The sequence below is a fragment of the Gorillibacterium sp. CAU 1737 genome (genome assembly GCF_039888655.1).
Classification (GTDB): domain Bacteria; phylum Bacillota; class Bacilli; order Paenibacillales; family NBRC-103111; genus Gorillibacterium.
Map to the genome: position 1 here is coordinate 1 of NZ_JBDQQO010000003.1, position 18008 is coordinate 18008.

20 protein-coding genes are annotated in these 18008 nt (G+C 51.2%); 14 read left to right on the plus strand and 6 right to left on the minus strand.

The window, feature by feature from the left end; all coding sequences use genetic code 11:
- Both AAFN83_RS07425 and bcbE read right to left on the minus strand, forming a co-directional pair.
- Positions 1–318, minus strand: a 318-nt coding sequence (locus AAFN83_RS07425) for a helix-turn-helix domain-containing protein (RefSeq protein ID WP_347768279.1), incomplete at its 3' end; no start/stop codon positions are given.
- 135 nt (positions 319–453) lie between these two features.
- Positions 454–1710, minus strand: a complete 1257-nt coding sequence (gene bcbE / locus AAFN83_RS07430; protein ID WP_347768280.1) for a bacillibactin exporter BcbE — start codon at positions 1708–1710, stop codon at positions 454–456.
- A gap of 113 nt (positions 1711–1823) precedes the next feature.
- Between bcbE and AAFN83_RS07435 the strand changes: the two genes are divergently transcribed.
- The 7 genes from AAFN83_RS07435 (at position 1824) to AAFN83_RS07465 (ending at position 6224) form a co-directional block, all read left to right on the plus strand.
- Positions 1824–2213 carry a VOC family protein gene (locus tag AAFN83_RS07435; RefSeq protein ID WP_347768796.1) on the plus strand — a complete coding sequence of 130 codons (390 nt, stop codon included), beginning with the start codon at positions 1824–1826 and terminating at the stop codon, positions 2211–2213.
- Between the two features lie 144 nt (positions 2214–2357).
- Complete coding sequence (locus tag AAFN83_RS07440; RefSeq protein ID WP_347768281.1) at positions 2358–3308, plus strand: GNAT family N-acetyltransferase; 951 nt, start codon at positions 2358–2360, stop codon at positions 3306–3308.
- Positions 3305–4639 carry a serine hydrolase domain-containing protein gene (locus AAFN83_RS07445; RefSeq protein ID WP_347768282.1) on the plus strand — a complete coding sequence of 445 codons (1335 nt, stop codon included), beginning with the start codon at positions 3305–3307 and terminating at the stop codon, positions 4637–4639. Before AAFN83_RS07440 ends, AAFN83_RS07445 begins: the two co-directional genes overlap by 4 nt.
- Before the next feature lie 85 nt (positions 4640–4724).
- Positions 4725–5258, plus strand: coding sequence for a hypothetical protein (locus AAFN83_RS07450; protein ID WP_347768284.1), 534 nt, complete (start codon positions 4725–4727; stop codon positions 5256–5258).
- Between the two features lie 48 nt (positions 5259–5306).
- Positions 5307–5486: a hypothetical protein gene (locus AAFN83_RS07455; RefSeq protein ID WP_347768286.1), complete on the plus strand. Its 180-nt coding sequence runs from the start codon at positions 5307–5309 to the stop codon at positions 5484–5486.
- A 244-nt stretch (positions 5487–5730) separates the two neighbouring features.
- Positions 5731–5931, plus strand: coding sequence for a cold-shock protein (locus AAFN83_RS07460; protein WP_347768287.1), 201 nt, complete (start codon positions 5731–5733; stop codon positions 5929–5931).
- A gap of 77 nt (positions 5932–6008) precedes the next feature.
- A complete protein-coding gene (locus tag AAFN83_RS07465) occupies positions 6009–6224 on the plus strand; it encodes a cold-shock protein (RefSeq protein ID WP_347768289.1) in 216 nt (71 codons plus the stop codon).
- Positions 6225–6260: 36 nt separating this feature from the next.
- Here the strand turns inward: AAFN83_RS07465 and AAFN83_RS07470 are convergent, their stop codons facing one another.
- Together AAFN83_RS07470 and AAFN83_RS07475 are read right to left on the minus strand one after the other, a co-directional pair.
- Positions 6261–7583 (minus strand): family 43 glycosylhydrolase, encoded by a 1323-nt coding sequence (locus AAFN83_RS07470; protein ID WP_347768291.1) that lies wholly within the window; start codon positions 7581–7583, stop codon positions 6261–6263.
- A gap of 220 nt (positions 7584–7803) precedes the next feature.
- Entirely contained in the window at positions 7804–8424 is a 621-nt protein-coding gene (locus AAFN83_RS07475; RefSeq protein WP_347768292.1) for a sensor domain-containing protein, read from the minus strand.
- Between the two features lie 189 nt (positions 8425–8613).
- Between AAFN83_RS07475 and AAFN83_RS07480 the strand changes: the two genes are divergently transcribed.
- Positions 8614–9603 carry a phosphotransferase enzyme family protein gene (locus AAFN83_RS07480; RefSeq protein WP_347768293.1) on the plus strand — a complete coding sequence of 330 codons (990 nt, stop codon included), beginning with the start codon at positions 8614–8616 and terminating at the stop codon, positions 9601–9603.
- Positions 9604–9638: 35 nt separating this feature from the next.
- Here AAFN83_RS07480 and mcrC read toward each other — a convergent pair whose 3' ends face one another.
- Together mcrC and AAFN83_RS07490 are read right to left on the minus strand one after the other, a co-directional pair.
- Positions 9639–10673, minus strand: coding sequence for a 5-methylcytosine-specific restriction endonuclease system specificity protein McrC (mcrC, locus tag AAFN83_RS07485; RefSeq protein ID WP_347768295.1), 1035 nt, complete (start codon positions 10671–10673; stop codon positions 9639–9641).
- Positions 10666–13140 (minus strand): AAA family ATPase, encoded by a 2475-nt coding sequence (locus tag AAFN83_RS07490; protein ID WP_347768297.1) that lies wholly within the window; start codon positions 13138–13140, stop codon positions 10666–10668. Before AAFN83_RS07490 ends, mcrC begins: the two co-directional genes overlap by 8 nt.
- A 178-nt stretch (positions 13141–13318) precedes the next feature.
- Between AAFN83_RS07490 and AAFN83_RS07495 the strand changes: the two genes are divergently transcribed.
- From AAFN83_RS07495 to AAFN83_RS07520, 6 genes are all read left to right on the plus strand, one after another.
- A complete protein-coding gene (locus tag AAFN83_RS07495; protein ID WP_347768298.1) occupies positions 13319–13540 on the plus strand; it encodes a hypothetical protein in 222 nt (73 codons plus the stop codon).
- Between the two features lie 174 nt (positions 13541–13714).
- Positions 13715–14740 carry a phosphodiester glycosidase family protein gene (locus AAFN83_RS07500; RefSeq protein WP_347768299.1) on the plus strand — a complete coding sequence of 342 codons (1026 nt, stop codon included), beginning with the start codon at positions 13715–13717 and terminating at the stop codon, positions 14738–14740.
- Positions 14741–14788: 48 nt separating this feature from the next.
- Entirely contained in the window at positions 14789–15847 is a 1059-nt protein-coding gene (locus AAFN83_RS07505) for a glycosyltransferase (RefSeq protein WP_347768300.1), read from the plus strand.
- Between the two features lie 163 nt (positions 15848–16010).
- Positions 16011–16484, plus strand: a complete 474-nt coding sequence (locus AAFN83_RS07510) for a MarR family winged helix-turn-helix transcriptional regulator (protein ID WP_347768301.1) — start codon at positions 16011–16013, stop codon at positions 16482–16484.
- Positions 16477–17313 (plus strand): class I SAM-dependent methyltransferase, encoded by an 837-nt coding sequence (locus tag AAFN83_RS07515; RefSeq protein ID WP_347768303.1) that lies wholly within the window; start codon positions 16477–16479, stop codon positions 17311–17313. The genes AAFN83_RS07510 and AAFN83_RS07515 overlap by 8 nt, the downstream gene beginning before the upstream one ends.
- The gene (locus tag AAFN83_RS07520) at positions 17310–17957 is read left to right on the plus strand and encodes a polysaccharide deacetylase family protein (RefSeq protein WP_347768304.1); all 648 of its coding nucleotides are present in this window, start codon (positions 17310–17312) and stop codon (positions 17955–17957) included. The genes AAFN83_RS07515 and AAFN83_RS07520 overlap by 4 nt, the downstream gene beginning before the upstream one ends.
- The last annotated feature ends 51 nt before the right edge of the window (positions 17958–18008 follow it).

Genomic DNA, 18008 nt, shown 5'->3' on the forward strand with positions numbered 1-18008 from the left:
GTATGATGTTGTATTTCTGCTTCGCACCTCCCGCATCCAGATTTCTAAACATTTTTTTAGCAGCGTATTCTCCCGTTTTAACTGGTTCACATATCGATCTTGATCCTGGTATTCGCTTCGTCGTCCTCGTTGATCCAACAGGCCGTATTCGCCTTTCTCCCTGTACTTTCGCATCCATACTTTGACCCGTTCCTTATCGGTTAGCTTCAAGTGTTCTGCTATCCTTTGATAGGTCCACTTCTCCTCCCTATGCAGCCGGACTGCCTCCATCTTCAATTCTTCCGTATACGACTGGAACTTCTGTCCTTTTCTCGCCATAAAAATTGCACCCCCTAGATTTTCATCGGATTTTCCCAGGGGGTTTTTCCAATGTCTATTCTAAGGGGTGCACTTCAATGATCCCAAGTGGCGTTTTCAGGGAGGTTTAGCCTGCCAAGCCCATGCACTCTACCATCAACGGGCTCCTGCTCGTTCGGCTGTCGGTTTGGCACGCTCTTGATCAGGCTCTTGCTTCTCCTTCGCCGGTCGAATGGCAAGTAAGATCAACAAACCTCCCAGGGCACCAACTGCGGTGAGCGTACCGAACAGCACCCTTTGTCCCATCGGCAGCAGCAGGGAGACCACGGGCGGACCGAGGGCTACTCCAATAAACCGCATGCTGCTGTAGAGGGAAGTGATGGTGCCGCGGTTTTCCTTCTCAATGCCCTCGGTAATCAAGGCATCCATGCACGGCAGCGCCAAGCCGATGCCGATGCCGCCCAGGCTGAGGTAGACCATAATCCAGATAATGGACTTGGTCAGGCATACCATGACCAAGGCTCCTGTCAGCAAGGCCATGCCGCCAAAGCCGAGCCATTTCATCCGCAGTTTGTTCTGGCCGATGATTTTTCCGCTTACATAAGAGGCGAGGCACAGCAAGGTCAGCGGAATGGCGAGAACCAGACCTTTCATGACCCCGTGAAGCTTGTAAGGGGACTCCAACGTCTCCGACAAATAGAACAGCATGCCGAAAATGATAAACATGGAGATGCCGCCCACAACAAAGATGGCATATAGCCAGCGGCCTTTTTCCTTTAGAATGTGGCGAATCCCGTGAAGGAACTCGCGGAAAGGGACCGGCTTGTCGGTTTTCTTTTCCTTCGGCTTGCTCACCAGAAACACGACCAGTGCAAACGCGAGAACACTAAGCACGGGGATGGCGATAAAAGGGGCGAACCAGAGCAGGGAGCCTAGATAAGCGCCAATAATCGGGCTCAGTACTTTGCCGAACGTGTTAGAGGTTTCGATAATCCCCAAGCCCTTGCTGACCTGCTTCTCGTCCTGGAACAGGTCGCCGATCAGAGGGATGACGACGGGGAAGGCTCCCGCCGCCCCAATCCCTTGCAGAAAACGCCCCGCCAGAATCACACCATATGCGCCGGTGCCTTTCATGAACCAGGCGGCTGCCAAGCTTACGGCACCACCGGCAGCAGCGAGCAGCAAGCTGGGCAGGATGACCTTTTTGCGGCCGAACCGATCCGAGAGGAAGCCGGCGACCGGAATCATAAAGATTGCAACAAGCCCATACACGGTGATGATCATGCTAACCTGGAAGGAGGTAATGCCCAGCTCTCGTGAGATTTGCGGGAGAATGGGCACCAGCATGGAGTTACCCAGTGTCATGGTTAGCGGAACTGAGGAAAGGGCGACTAAGTCGCGTTTTTTTTCCATCCCATTGGCCACCTTTATGAATACGCAGTAAAGCTTAGTGTGTCATTCCTTGCAAAATCCATACCAGGCATTCTGGGAAGCGCACGATGTTGAAAGCTTGTTGAGGAGGTGCAATCCATCCGAAATGTTTGGAGGAGATTGGCTTGAAGCTTGAAGGGCGAGCGACGGTGGAAGGGGAATGGGCGGGTCGCGTAACCGGGCTGGGTTCACAGTGTGTAGAGATTGCGATGATGGTTACCCCAGAAGGCCACAGCCGATTGGAACTTTCGCAATTTCTCACCCCGCCAACTATAGCCGATCATCGAAATGCTCCTGTCAATGCCCTCGGGTATCTGCGCGTCATGTTTGCCGTTGAAGATATTGACGAAATGGTATCCAGGCTCATGAAGCAAGGTGCCGAGCTTGTTGGCGAAGTGGTTCAGTACGAGGACTCGTATCGGCTCTGCTACATTCGTGGAAAGGGTGGACTTCTAATTGGTCTGGCGGAACAACTCCGAAAATAAGGAGAAATCGGGTTTTTGTAGCTTTTTTTTATAAAGATTTGTTCCGTAGAGGCCCTTCCTCCTTATTGGTACTATAGAAAAAGAGATTGCATAAGAGACGGGTATTCTCGATTCAGAATCACTCGTCATGAGGAGGAAGGACCTGTGCCAGCAAGGGATTGGTCTACTGATACCAAACGGTATGAGCTGTCGAGTGAATTCTCGATCCAAAGTGCGGAGCCTGAAGAGTGGGGAGTGTATTGTTCGGTTTACTATAACATGCCATACACGGGTTTCTTTAAGGAAGAAACCTATGCGAATCCACAAAGAAATGCATTTTGGATTTATCGAGGGGATGTCAAGATCGGCGGGGTTCGAATGTCTCCCAACGTGATCTACCATTTGTTCTTCATCCCTCCATACCATGATTTCGATAAGGTGCTAAGGCAGCTAAAGGAGCTGCTAACCTTTTGGTCCAATCAAGCGGAACCGATCAAAGCCTTCGAGATCCTTCCCGACCAGGTGGATTGGTTTGCCAGGGCGGGCTTCTGGCCGGATGAGTTCCGATGCCGCTGGATGCAGCGGCCTACCGACCGCTTCGACGTTATCTGGGAGGATGGGCTAAGGATTGAAAGTCTCCGCATGGAGGAGAATGAGGCGGGGGCTAAGCGGTACATTCACGAGGAGAAGATTGCTCACTGTGACTTTGAAAGCTATCGAGGAGGCCTGGAAGCCACGAGGCGGCGAAAGGACTCTTTCGAGGATTTCATTCCAAGGGAAGATCCCCACTATACGAATGATATATTAGCTCATGCTTCCACGTTGGTTTTTGACAAAGAGACGGATCAGCTTGTTGCCAATTGCCGCCTTTGCTTACAGGGCGATGGAGCCGCCGTCTATAGCATCGGGGTCATCCCCGCTTATCGAGGGAGAGGACTTGCTTCACGCATGCTGCAAAGAGCCCTGACGCTTTTGAAGGGAGACTATCCTTTGGTGAGGCTCTATGTCATGGAAGGAAACGACGCCGAATCCGTCTATGTACAGCTGGGCTTCATGCCGGGAGTACAGGAGATTCAAACGATGGTGATCCCGGCAGCCAAGGAGGAATTGGTGTGATCGCAATCGAGAAAAGGCTGAATCAGTACATGTCGGACTGGGCGGCTGCAAACCGGTTTTGTGGAACAGCTCTCATTGCCCAAGGCGACCGGCTTCTGCTAAAAAAGGGGTACGGGTACGCCAACGTGGAGCATCGAGTTCCCCATGCAGAAGACACCATTTTTTGCATAGCGAGCATAACGAAGCAGTTTACCGCTGCGGCTGTTTTGCAGCAAGTCGAACAAGGAAAGCTAAGGCTGGAGGATCGCTTGGAGTCCTTTTTACCGGAGTATAAGCATTCGGCGAGTGTTACCCTCCATCAACTGTTGTCTTCCACATCTGGCGTACCCGATTATACAGAGGTTATAGAGTACAGCACGAGAGCGCACTTGTCCGTTGAGACGATCATAGAATGGTTGAATCGCAGACCGCTTGATTTTGAGCCGGGACAAGGGGTTCAAAAGAGCAATACCAATTTTGTGTTTTTGGCCAAAGTCGTAGAGAAGGTCACGGGGTTGAGTTTGGAAGAGTACTTTACCGAATACCTATTCAAACCGGCCGGCCTTCTTCATACGGGAATCTATCAGAACGAAGACGTGATTCCAAATCGAGCATACGGCTATTCTTATTCCGGTGAAGGGATTGTCCAGGCCGAGTACTACGACATGTCCGGGGCTTATGGGAGTGGGTTTTTGTACTCCACTGCGGAAGATCTCTTCCGGTGGGGGAGAGCCCTTGCTTCGGAAGCCTCTATCCTCAGCATAAACTCCTATCGGGCTATGATAACGCCATACGGATACTTGCCGTACCTGGGTGTATCCATGGGCTATGGATGCTCAGTAAGCGGAGATCCCGTGGATGTGGTGTCTGTTAACGGAAACATTTTTGGCTTTACCTGCAGCGTACATAGATACCTGGAGGGAGACTATAGCGTAATTCTGCTCAGTAATAATGATGCGGTACCTCTTGGAAGAATCAATGAGGGAATCAAGAGCATTCTGTTTCACTTGGAACCGGAGGTCGTGATCCGGCCTCACCCCCTCCTCGAGGTTGATTATTCGAGCTTTGCGCATCTTGCCGGGGAATATGGGTTTGCACCCATGGGATGGCGGTTTGCCGTAAGCTTCGAAGAGGGGAAGCTTTACTTGGATCGCTTGTTTCTTCAAGAGGCCAAACGCAAAAAATTCCAAATCCATCTCGTTTCGGATGAGCCGGACCGGACTGTCTTCTCCTGTGAGGTTTGTGACACGACCGTTTCGTTCTTGAAGACCACGAATCAGGATGACCAAAGCGTCCTATATCGTTGGGATACCTTGCAAATTCCTTATCAGCGCGTAAGCCACCCCTCCTAATCCAATCAATTTCTGCTATAATTAGGGAATCATGCGGATAAGGTGCAGCATATCCATTAGGATCAGATGTACAGGAGGGCTGTCGGTGCAAAGGGGATTTCATAAATTTTATTGGGGATTTCTGTTCATTCTGCTTTCTTTCCGAATTCAAGGTTTTGATATTTTACCGGATTTCATCGGGTACCTCCTGTTCGTGATGGGGTTCAATGCCCTTGCCGAGCAAAGTGAGTATTTCACCAAAGCGAAGACTTACAATTGGCCGCTGTTGATCCTTTCGATCTTCACCATCTACCAGCAGCCCCAAGAGGCCGGTGTTGGCACAACCCTGATCGGCTTCGTGGTAAGCTTGATTTCGACCGTTCTGCTTCTTGTTGTGGTCTACCATTTGCTAATGGGTGTCAAAGACATGGCATCCCGGGTGAACCGGTATGATCTGATGGAGCATGCGGAGAAGAACTGGACCTTCTTCCTTGTTTTTCAGATCGCGACTTTCGTGGTCTTGCTCACGATCGTTATTCCTCCTCTGTTTCTTGTGCTGGCGCTTGCCTTGTTTGTCGGTGCTATCGTGTTGATCGTTAAGCTGCTGCGCTTCATGAGGGTTTGCGGCGAGCAGTTGTAACCCAAGCAGGCCGAAGTAGGCATTCCAATCAAGAGAGGACGGATCCGCATGGCAGCGAATTGGTGGTTGGCCCTCATCATCATGGTCGTGCTAAACGGTATTGTGGCTTGGACGTTATTTACGGGGCTGGAGCCTGTCAGCCGCAGGGCCAAAAGATGGTTCTTTGTCGTGGCGAACGGGATCGGACTCGTTCTCGCCATCAGCCAATTTTTCTGGATGGAATTCTAGGCGCCAAAGAAACGGGAGCTTGCCCCAAACAGGCGGCTCCCCATCCCAAAATTATGGTTATTTGTATTTTCGCAGTCGTAAAAATTTGTGGATTGGCGCTTGTTATGGTATAGTAAAGGTATTGGAATTTTGACCTGAAGTCACATATTGGAGAGGGTTATGATTTTGATGGCCTAACCTTGCCCAATATGTGATTTTTATTGGAAGGTCATGTATAAATCAAACAGGTGGAGGTTTTTTGATCATGGAAACAGGAACGGTAAAGTGGTTTAACGCAGAAAAAGGCTTTGGTTTTATCGAGGTAGAAGGCAAGGAAGACGTATTCGTACACTTCAGCGCCATCCTTGGCGACGGCTTCAAGTCGTTGGACGAAGGTCAACGCGTGGAATTTGAAGTGGTTCAAGGTAACCGCGGACTGCAAGCAGCTAACGTCGTTAAGCTGTAAGAAGGTTTCAAGCCCCGACTCTTGGGTCGGGGTCTTTTTTTTCGCCAACTATTCCAGGGGAGAAAGAGGGATGCAACTTGTACTATTCACGAAAAAGACAACCGGATGATCTTCCGCAGGAAGTCACGGCGATTTGGTCATGCACCAATGAAGAATGCAACGGGTGGATGAGGGATAATTTTGCTTTTTCGGCTCAGCCGAGGTGTGTCCAATGCAATTCCCTCATGGAAAAGGGCGAGAGGAAGCTTTCCATTTTGGAAAACACCAGTCCCAATCACTCGAAGAAGAAATAAAGCGACCGAACGCTCGGTCGCTTTTTTCTTTGCTGCCTACTTATGAAACACGAAGCCCTCCAGCTCACAGATGGGGCGGCCCTCGAAGAATTCCCCGAAGTACCCGCTGTATCCGTCATCAAACACGAAGTAGATGGAATGGACTCCGGTTACGCAGCTCACCACCGCTTTTGCAATACCATCCCCCGGCCCAATCTCGCAGCTTCCGATTTCGGTTCCTTCCGCGGCATCGTCCAGGAGAATGCGCATCGTTCCCTTGTTCCCGCAGCCCCTTATTTTTGCCGTGAATTCCATCGTTTTGCTGGAGTAATCCTCTCCGAAATCATAATATTTAAAGCCGATAACCGATTCATCTACAATATGAACAATGGCCCGCTCCAGTGTGTTTCTCTCGGTAATGTAGCATCCGCCTTTCAGGACGCAGGCGTAATCCGCCGGGGTATACCGATAAGGAGAGAGGGATCGGTCAAAGCCCAGGGAGGTCATCTCGACCTGCGGGATTCGCCCATCCGGGAGAATCTCAATCCGTTCCACGCAGGCGCGGCGGGACATGACGGTGTTGTTGGTCATCCGGTGATAGAAGATGTACCACTGGCCGTTGATCTGGCAGATCGAGCCGTGGTTATTCCCGCCGGGATAATCCACCCCGTTGTCGACAATCGTTCCGCCGTATTCGAAGGGACCGGTGGGCGACTTGCTGGTCGCGTAGTCCAGCCGGCTGCCTTGCTTCGGGGAGTAAATCAGGTAGTAGGTATCGCCGACCTTCCGGGGGGAACAAGCCTCGAAGAAGGAAAACGGCTCCTCCACCGGGATGAAATCCTTCTGAAAGGTACCCGGCAGCACTTCCACCATATTGGCAGCATTCAGCTCGGCCATATAGGAACGCAGGTATCCGCAATAGATATACACGCGTCCATCGTCGTCAACCAATACACCCGGGTCGATCATGATGCGTTCCGTCAGCAGGGGATCGGAATGGTCCGGAACCTGATAGGTCGACAGCAGCTCGAAGGGCCCTTCCGGCCGATCGCTTACCGCTACACAGCCCACAGATCCGATGATGTAGGCGTACAAGTAGTATTTTCCGTCCTTCTCGATGACATCGGGGGCATACAGCTCTCGGTCTGTCCAATCGGTGTTGCTCGCGTGATCGCGGTCCACTCGGGTGTGGAAGCTGTCTCCGTGGCAGACCCAGTTCGCGAGATCGTTCACATCGGCTGACCATACCTTCAGCTTGAAATCGCAGAATCGGTCTGAGCCGGCTTCGTCATGCGATCCATAGACGTAGACGCGATTACCGAAGACGCGGGGTTCGCCGTCGGGGATGTACTCCCAAGAAGGCAAGTAGGGGTTAGGCATTGTAGGGTTCCTCCTTGTTTGGTGAAGAGTTTTAGTTGCTGTCTAGAAGACTGTAGCAAGAGGGCGGGGCGGGAATCCTTCATTATTCGGACAAAAACTAGAACGATCTAGCCATAACCCGGAAACTTGATTGGATTCTGAGGGAGGAAGCCCAAAATCCCCTGCCTGTGAAACAGGAGGGGACGGATGGTTTGGATGGATGCCAAGAGAAGCAGGATGGTTACGCGCGGGCGATCAATTGGACCCAGGAGGCATACAGACGGCCAAGTGCTCGCAAGAGAAGAGGCAGCAAAAGCACCAAGATGAGACCAATACCGGCCGCTATCCAGGACCGCGTATAGGAAGACAGGTCAGGGAACAGGAAGGCCAGGTCAGAGTCCATCGCGAACAGATCAAAGGAAAAGAAACGATCACTCACCCAATAAGCGAGCGGGGAAAGCAGCACGGCGAAGGCCGTAGCGGGCAGTACGACCGCAAGGGTAAAGCCGGCAATGCCGATCGGCAGTTGGGCGATGCTGTAGACGATACCCCGATAGCTCTGGCCTTGCTTAAGAAGGGAAAGCAACGACCGCCACCCGCCGCCCTGCAGCGGTACGGAGGGCTCCGCGGAATCCGGCTGAGGGGCTTGGCCGCGCAGCCAGTTGTTCACCGCCGATGATTCTTTCCTCATCATCCAGGAGCATGACGCAAGGGTTGCGGCCAATATGGGAATGCCCACCCATACAATGATGAGCGGCAGGCTCAGGCAGATGCCGGTAATGGCAATAACAAACGTGATAATGCCTTTCGGCAGGGACATCAGGAGCAATTGCCAGGATTGCAGAATGCTTGGTTTGTTCATCGTGACCACCTCTTTCATGAACTCTTGTTCTAGAGTAGATGATTTTCCCTGCAAGGGGAAGGTCCTAAGGAATGGGAAGGCTTCCCGACTTTGGTCCAGTTGATTTATAACGAATCTTAACTTTGAACAGAATTCGGTATCAAGATACAATGAGGTTCATTAAGCATTATTTGGAAAAGGGGGCTCTCCATGCGAACCGATCTTGAGCGAGGATTTAACGCGTTTAGCACTTCTTCCTCCGAGGCATCGTTCATCGGCGGATCTCAAAACCTCGTGTACGAATATCAGCAGAATGAACAAGAGTACATGTTGAGGTTCACCCCATTGACTCACCGATCCGAGCAAATGATCAAGAGCGAGTTGGATTGGATCCACTACTTAGCGGGGGAAGGCGTGGCAGTGTCCACGCCGATCCTCTCCCGGAATGGAAATTGGACCGAAGAAGTCCATACGCCGAGAGAGGGGTATACGTGTGTTTCCTTTGTAAAAGCACCAGGAAAACAGATCGAGTACCCAGAATGCCTACAGGATGCGAACCTCTATGAACGATTGGGTCGATGCACCGGCAAACTGCATGCTCTATCCAAGAGATATCGTCCCGATGAGCAGAATGGCAGGCGACATGATTGGAGCTGCAATTGGTTTCTGCAGAATATGGAATTGCTCCCCATCTCGCATACTGCCGTTCGAAACAGCGGCCTTCGCTTAATGGAATCGATCCGCTCCCTCCCCCAACCTTCAGATTCATTCGGCCTCATCCACGGAGACATCAATGTCGGGAACTTTCGGGTGAATGAACAGGGTGTCCTTACCCTTTTTGATTTTGATGAAGCCCAGTACAGCTGGTTTGTCGAGGAGATCGCAATCCAGTTGTACTATCTGGTTTATGTCTACGGCGGTAGGGATGGACAAAAGCTCAGGGAGGAACAGACACGCCGGTTCATGGGACCCTTCATGAAAGGATACCTTCATGAGAATCCATTGGATGAAAGTTGGATTAAGCAAATCCCATTGTTCTTGCGTCTGAGGGAGCTGATCGTCTATATCGGGGCTTTCCGGAACTGGGATGGAGTCGACGAGACCTTCAGCAACTCGGATAACGGGTGGTTCAAGGACTGGATTGCTGAGAGCAGGGCTAGAATCGAGAATGAGGTTCCAATAGTGGATATTTGGGGCTAAACGAGAAAAGCACCTGACGAGGTGCTTTTCTCGTTTTAGCTGAAAATGGTGTTAGCGATTCGATCTAGCTGCTTTGCAATCTCAGTGAAGTCCGTGTTTAAGTCTAGCGACCTTACTCCTATTCGATTTCCGCCTAAGGTGTAGTCATGATTCGGCGTGATTTCCTCATCCGTTTTTGCATAAAGCAAAAGGCCGCTGACGTTACCGGAATGCGTGGTATCTCTATTTTTGACGTAAGTGTAAATCTGATAAAGATTGTTGGAGTGCAAGGTGCGATTGTTATACAAGCTGTTCATTTGCATGGTACGGGAGTAGTATTTGGTATCGATGATTAGGGTTCTGCCTTTGTACTCGAGGGTGATATCCGTCTTCATGACGGGAAGCCAATCGCTAGCTCCATCCCCTACATCCCAAGGGATATAAGCCCCTGAAGCCTTACAATTCGGATAATGCTTGCGGTAGTACTCCAAGACGAACTTCTGAAATAGAGAGTGCATCTTTTGATCATTCAAAAACCGGCCAAGTTTCGTTGAGCCTGTGGTTTCCGTAAGCAGCAGTCCTTGAATGACCATGTAGCAGACATGAATCAACATTTTGTAGGTAGCATTATTTCGATGATAAGTGATGCCGGACCATTTGATTTGTCGTGGATTTAGGACGTCCACTTCGGCGAAGTAAAGCATGACCTTTCTCAAAGCCTTTTTTTGCCGAGTGGCAATCTCTGAACTGCCCAGAAGGACAAATGTGGTTGTTTTCAAGATTTGGTTAAGGTAAACATTTTCCGAAAACACATCAAATGAACAGACCAGCTGCTTTCTTCGCAGCGTTTGTTGCTTGATTGTGGCGGTTACGTCGATCTTACCCGATAAGGAGGATAAGGGCTCGCTACAGCTTGAATATTCGCGGCCCAATCCCCTTTTAATCTGATGTGCAATTCCTTTTGCAAGGATAGCCGCTAACAGATCCCCCACATGATCAAATTCCTCGTTGGTTACCGTTTGGTAGCCTTCCTGTTGAAGCACACCGAAAGCATACGACAACATGTAATAGATATTTTGAATCTTAATCATTCAATGCTCCGCAAAGTCTTTTTTTCCAATGTTCGGCCTTGACCTTTTCATCAAACCAATATTCGGTCAGCAGGGGCAAAAGCTCAAAGGTAACGACAGATTTCAACCATTCATCGGTGATCTCATCGGTCGTGCAAAGGTAGCTGTGTCCAATTTGAAATCCGTCACCCAGTGAATCGTCCATTCGTATTGCTTCGTTTAATGCCGTTATCTGGTCAACCAATGTTTGAAGGCGAGTATGAGGGGCTTCGGCGATCATCGCTTGAAATCCATCGGAATGAAAAGCGGGTTCCAAGGTAAAGAAAGCAAACCTTCTCCTTAAGGCATAATCAATTAAGGCGAGGCTGCGGTCGGCCGTGTTCATCATGCCGATAATATAGACATTCTCGGGAACAGAGAACCTCTCATTGGAGTAGAGAGGTCGTATTTGATCTCCCCTTTTATCCTTCTCGATCAGCATCAGGAGTTCTCCGAAGATCTTGCTGAAGTTTCCCCGATTGATCTCATCAATGATAAAAAAGTATTCCCGTTCATTATCATCCTGAGCTTTTTTGCAAAATTCGTAGAAGGGCCCATAGGCCAACTCAAACCCATCCTGAGAAGGCCGAAATCCCATGATGAAATCCTCATAGCTATAGCTCTGGTGGAATTGAATCATCATGACACGGCTAGTATCCTTGTTCCCCATCATGGAGTAGGCCAGCCTTTTCGCTGTAAAGGTTTTTCCGACGCCTGGAGCCCCTTGGAGAATGATATTTTTCTTGGCTCGGAGAAGGCGAACTAAGCTGTCGTATTTCTCGCCGTCCATGAATACTTCATTCAGGTAGTCGGTTTCGGAATACGATTCATACTGGAAATCCTGTTCTTCTACTAGTTCTTCCACCTCATCCATCGACAGAAGAGACTTTAATTTATCTAAATAATCCGTATAGGAAGATATATCGGTCAATGTTTTCAACGCGACCTGTCCAGGATAATCCCATTCGCCGTAATGGGTCCAATTTACGGACCGGATGTGCTTAAAGGACTTCCTTAGGGAATCGTAGCGATAATCCGATTCTATAATCCCCCGGCCGACAATCTTTTGACGACCTCTTTTAACGTATACGATATCGCCGGGCTTAAGCTCGTTAGCGAATTGCCACGTGGCGAGAACGGAGTTCGTGTAGGAATACTTGTCTCCGTACACTTCCTTCATTTTGGCCTTCACCGCATTTTTACTCGGGTATTGCCTCAAGTCGCCCATTTCATCCCATTCGATCGCCATAATCCGATCCTTATAAAACTCACTCCACATAAAGGAGTCACTTCCTGGTGCATATAGCCAATAGCGAATTTCCCGAGTCTGATCGTCTGCAGCATTGTTTTGGCGATTTTTGCGGCGTTCTCTTAAGATCTCGACCCATTTCAGGAAGATCGCGGATGCGAGTTCCTCGTCCATGGATTCAGTGAGCCCCTTATTCGTTAACGTCCACACGCCCCTATCGGCTTTGTCGATAAACCCCTCATAGGCTAAATAATTTCTCGCCCAAGCCACTTCATTATCAAACTTCTTTGATCCTGTTTTACCGCGTGTCTCTGTGATCGTGGATTCCGGTAAGTTCAGATCTCTTGCGATCTGGTTTCGAGCTTGTTCGGGGGTTGCAGAACCACCGAGCTTTCGAAGTGCGAGAATGAGAGGGGAAAACCATTTAAGAAGGCTTGCACTAGAACCCCTAAAGTCCTCGTCGGCCGTGGAAGATTGCCAGGCAGCATAAGATAGCTCCGGGAAGTTTTGATAGGGACTTCCATCTCTTTTGAAATCCCCTTGGCATATGGCAATGAGACGTAGATAAGTCGACGAATTGGGGAACTGCTTTAATTTGGTTTGACTGGGTATTTCCAGAGCCAACGAATGATGGCCGTTAGTCAAGTAACTTCGATTCCGTTCATCCAGATTTAAAAAGGAGTAGGGGCGAATCCAAAAAAGTCCTATGGTCATACTCCATTTAATCCCGGATTGTTTGCTTACTTTATCGTAGAGGGTGGTGAACGCCTGTTGAGTTTCGGCTGCAGGCTGGTCTGCGAAAGCGATTGCGGATTCAAACAAGCTCCATAGACTCGATATGTCGTCGGCTCCCCGATCGTTCCGGTAAGCAAAAAACCAGGCTCTCAAATTGTTGAGTACCGGAACACCGTCAAAACCCGAGGGGACAGGAGATTGGACCTTCAATTTATCTGCGAAGGCGGATAGTAAGGCAACTCGATTCTCATTGCTAATGCCTTTATTTATGCTGCCAAACACGGTAAAAGGACAAATGTCATCCATAGGCTGTCCCTCTTCCATAAAGGGGTATTTCATATTGGCTGTTTCATAGATTTCCTGTAGGTGGTGCAGAAGGAGCTGACGATTGTTCTTGTAAGGCAGTAGCTTGTCTGCCATCTCGGAATAGAATGCAATCCAATCCAAATGAAGCCTTTCTTCCATTAGCCTTTCATCTCCTACTCGGGTTCACGTGGTTAATTATCCATTTCACTAAATTATACCATGAGCAATGAGGAGTAGGCGTTCTCTCTTCCGAATCTACGTGTGACAAACATCACAGTAATCGTAAAAGAGAATTCCTGATACTAGCCATAGTAGGAACCAAGGAGGAAGAACATTCGTGACCATCCGTCGTGGATATGTGGAACAGGATTACATCATAGAGCGTGTGCAAGAGCAGTTTCCATGCCGGGTCTTGTGGAGCGAAGGGCGTCCTTGCCTGGAGTATGGAAATGCGGAAGAGCTGGAAGAGATCGAGGAGTACGTCAGAGTTCAATTCGATACGGAGCTGCTCGATGTGTTTTTTACAGCGGTAGAGAGGCTGCTGCCGGAAGAAGATTAAGCTGGACGAGACCCACGAAGACAATAGGTGAGTATTCCCTACCAAAGAGACCCCAAGGGTCTTTTTTTCGTTCCCGGCTATTTAAGTTCCATTTAAGCAACGCCCTCTATCCTAAAGACACGAACGAAAGCGAGCCTCTGCTCGCCATCGTCTCATCCAAGGAGGGATCGGCTGATGACCCATGAGAAACGAAAACCAAGACGAAGGCTGCTGGCAGCAGGGCTGGTCGTCTCGCTTCTGACGATGGGCGGTGTGGCCTACGGGTTGGCGGATCGCTACCTGATCGAGCATGTGGAAGCGGTCGTGACGCCGAATACCGTTGCCGTTAACTCGGATTCGGAAACGACAGCAAGCTCCTCTTCATCCGAAAACAATAACTCGTCATCTTCCGGGGCGTCCTCTACTTCGGTTCCTTCAGCAGAAGCCGACGAATCAACCAAGCAGGCCACTGCGGATGATTGGAATTACAAGAGCGAGGATACACAAATCGCGATCAAAAAAGTGGAGACCGGCAGCGGCTCAGACAAGGTCACCTATTACGTTGCAGATGTTCAGGTCAAGGATGCGTCCAGCCTGCTGACGGCCTTCGCCAAAAATGCATACGGCCGCAACATTACCCAGGATACCTCGGAGATCGCTTCCGCAAACAACGCCATTCTGGCCATAAACGGAGATTACTACGGCTTCCGCAACGATGGAGTCATCATCCGCAACGGGACGCTCTACCGCAACGAACCGGCTCGTGACGGACTCGCGCTCTATGACGACGGCACGATGGCCGCCTACAACGAGGAGGAGGTCAACGCGGAGGACCTGATCGCCCAAGGCGTAACGAATACCTTTTCCTTCGGACCGGTGCTGGTTAAGGACGGTCAAGCTGTAACCGATCTGGAGAACGTCAAGATCGACACCAACTTCGGCAATCGCTCGATCGGCGGGGCCAATCCGCGGACGGGCATCGGTATCCTCTCCGCCAACCATTACGTGTTCGTGGTGGTAGACGGAAGACAGGCGAACTACAGCAAGGGAATGACGCTCACGGAATTCGCCCAGCTGTTCGAGGACATGGGGGCGAAGGAGGCTTACAACCTGGACGGAGGCGGTTCGTCCACGATGTATTTCAACGGTCGGGTGGTGAACAGCCCGGGCAGCAAGGGGCAAGAGCGCGGTGTCAGCGACATTCTCTACATCGCCCATTAGTACATTGTCCAGTTCAACAGCAAATGATGAAAAAGGAGGCAGAACCCCATGACGATCCTGATCCCCGCCTATGAACCTGACCACCGGCTGCTATCCCTCATCGCGAAGCTCAAGGCTTCCCTTCATACGAGGATCCTCATCGTCAACGACGGAAGCGGCGAAGCCTATCGCCCGATCTTCGATTCCGCCCGCGAAGAAGGCTGCATCGTTCTTACCCACGACGCCAACCTTGGCAAAGGGCGGGCGCTCAAGACCGGGTTTCGCTATCTACTGGAAGCCGGAGAACGGGAGGGCATCATCTGCGCCGACAGCGACGGGCAGCACCTGCCGGGAGACATCAAGCGGATCGCTGATGCAGTAGCGGAGCACCCGGAGGGGATCGTCCTCGGCTGCCGCCACTTTACCGGAAAGGTGCCGCTTCGCAGCCGTTTCGGCAACGATGCCACCCGCTGGGTCTATGCCCTTACGACCGGGCAGCGCATCCAGGACACGCAGACCGGGCTTCGCGGATTTTCTCCGGAGCTGCTGGACTGGCTGTGCCGGATTCCCGGAGAGCGCTTCGAGTATGAAATGAACATGCTCCTGCAGGCCAAGGCGGAGGGGTACCCGCTTCATGAGGTCGCGATCGACACCGTCTACCTGGAGAACAACCAATCGTCGCACTTTCGACCCATTGCCGATTCCGCCAAGGTGTACGCACCGATTTTGAAATTTTGCTCGTCTTCCGTGCTCTCGGCTGTCCTGGACTTCGCCCTCGTGATGGGGCTTCCGCTCCTTGGAGCGAGCCTGCTTCTCTCGGTCGTCGGGGCGAGGGTGCTCAGCTCTCTCTTTAATTTCGCGATGAACCGCAGCTTTGTGTTCGGCGGCGGGCACAAGCAGGCGGTTCGCTCGTCGGCCCCGAAATACTTTGCCCTTGTCGTGCTGATCCTGACGCTTAACTACGGACTCATGGTTCTCTTGCATGAGCAGATCGGCGTTCCGCTATTTCCGGCGAAGCTTCTGACCGAGGGCCTTCTCTTTGCATTCAGCTATTGGGCACAGCGGGCCTTTGTCTTTCGAACTGCGCGATCTTCGGACCGCTTGCGTCCGATGAGCAAGTACAAGTAGCCGTTGCCACAACCGCAAAAAGACCTTGGAAGCTCTGAGGGTGACCTCGCTTCAGCCTGATGAGGACAGTGACCCAGAACGGTCGCTATTCTCCCAAAATATATTTGCTTTACGCAAGCAAGTGATGGATAATGGGGTCAACCGGTATGAATGGGAGGAAGCTATGCCTATTGAACGAAACGAACTCCAGCAGGTGGCTTATACAACGTTGATCCTGGTAAAGGAATTTCAGCATGCGCAGAACGAGCGGTCTGATTTGGATCGGGTGGCCTTTGAAATCCTGCTTCTGGTCAAGCGAACGGGACGAATTCGCATCACGGCCATTGCGAACGAATTGGAATTCAACCCTTCTTCCATCACTCGCCGTGTCCAAGCTCTGAAGCAATCCGGGCATATCCTCACGGTAACCGATGAGAACGATCTGAGGTCGAGCCTGATTGAATTGACCGCTGCAGGGGAAGAGGCGCTTCAGCATTTTTTTGATCGGAGCGTCGAGGGAGTGGGCCGTATCCTGAAGGGGTGGGAGGAGGACGACGTCCGGACTCTTGCGGCTTTTTTGTCCCGTTATACCGATTCGATGAAGGATTGGCGGTTGTCTGGAGAGAAGAAGACAAAAGGAGAGCATTCGGATGAATGAGGAGAAGAAAGAGCAGCTAAAGCACAACCAATACGCCGATTCGGGAAACTTTAATGCCCGCATTCATCTGCATCAGAAGTATGGCACCAATCCGTACCCATGGCCCTTCTGGGTGTTTGATCAGCTCAGTCCGTGCGGAGGGGCCCATGTGTTGGAGCTCGGCTGCGGCAACGGAATGCTCTGGCTGGCTAATGAAAAGCGAATTCCGGAGGACTGGACGCTGACGCTCTCGGATCTGTCTCCTGGAATGATGCAGGATGCGGAGCGGGGCCTTGCACGGCTCGGGGACCGGGTTTCTTTCCGCGTCATCGATGCGGAGGAAATCCCGTTTCCCGACGCCACCTTTGATAAGGTGATTGCCAACCATATGCTGTACCATGTCCCGGACCGAGAGAAGGCATTGTCCGAAATCTCACGCGTTTTGAAGCCAGACGGCGTCTTTTACGCAAGCACGGTAGGCAGCCGAAATATGCGGGAGCTTAAGGAGCTCATGCGTGCGTTCGACCCGCATTCCGGTTATGAGCTAGTGACAAGCAGCCTGACTGCAAGCTTTTCCTTGGAAAATGGGAAGGAGCAGCTGCTGAACTTCTTCGAGGATGTTCGACTGGTCCCGTACGAGGATGCCTTGTCGGTGACGGATTCGAATGCACTTGTTCAGTACGCACTTTCCTTGAACAGCCTTTATCCGGATCGTCAGGTGCTGCCCCCGGAGAGCGCGGAACGCTTTTTGGACTTCCTCAATGAGCAAATGCACCAACAGGGTGGCCGCTTACACATCAGCAAAACATCCGGAATGTTTCTATGCCGAAAAGGAGTAGAAGAGAAATGAATCGTCCGATACCCGCGTTACTCAAACATGTCCCCGTGGAAGAAAAGGTCATCGCCTTTACCTTTGACGATGGGCCGCATCCCCTCTATACGAAACAGCTTCTGGAGATTTTTGAATCGGTGAACGGGAAGGCTACGTTCTTCATGGTCGGTAAGGAAATCGAGAGCCATGAGGAGGTTGCCAAGCAAGTGCACGCGGCAGGACATGAGCTAGGCAATCATACGGAAACCCACCCGGCTTTACCTTCATTAGCAGAAGAGGAGATTCGTGCGGAGCTTGAACGGACGGACGAGAGGATTCGGAGCATTACGGGATCCTCGCCTGCCAGCTTTCGTCCCCCCTACATGGCCGTTAATCCAGAGCTGCTCTCTTTAGCCTCAGAGATGGGGTATGCCTCCATCGACGCGGTGAACGGGGCGGCCAAGGACTGGGACCGGCCTGGGGTCCCCCATATTGTGGAGGAGACGAGGCGCACTGTTCAGCCAGGAAGCATCCTGATCTTCCACGACGGAGACCGCGAGCGTGAGCAAACGGTAGAAGCCGTACGCATCTTGGCGGAAGAGCTGACGGCCGAGGGCTATCGGCTCGTCACCGTGAGCGAGCTTCTAAGGCTTCAAACAGAGGGGAAGGCCCTGTCAGAATAGGTTGTACCTGCACGGAGGCTGTAACCTGCAGCGGATCTGCGGCAGGACTAT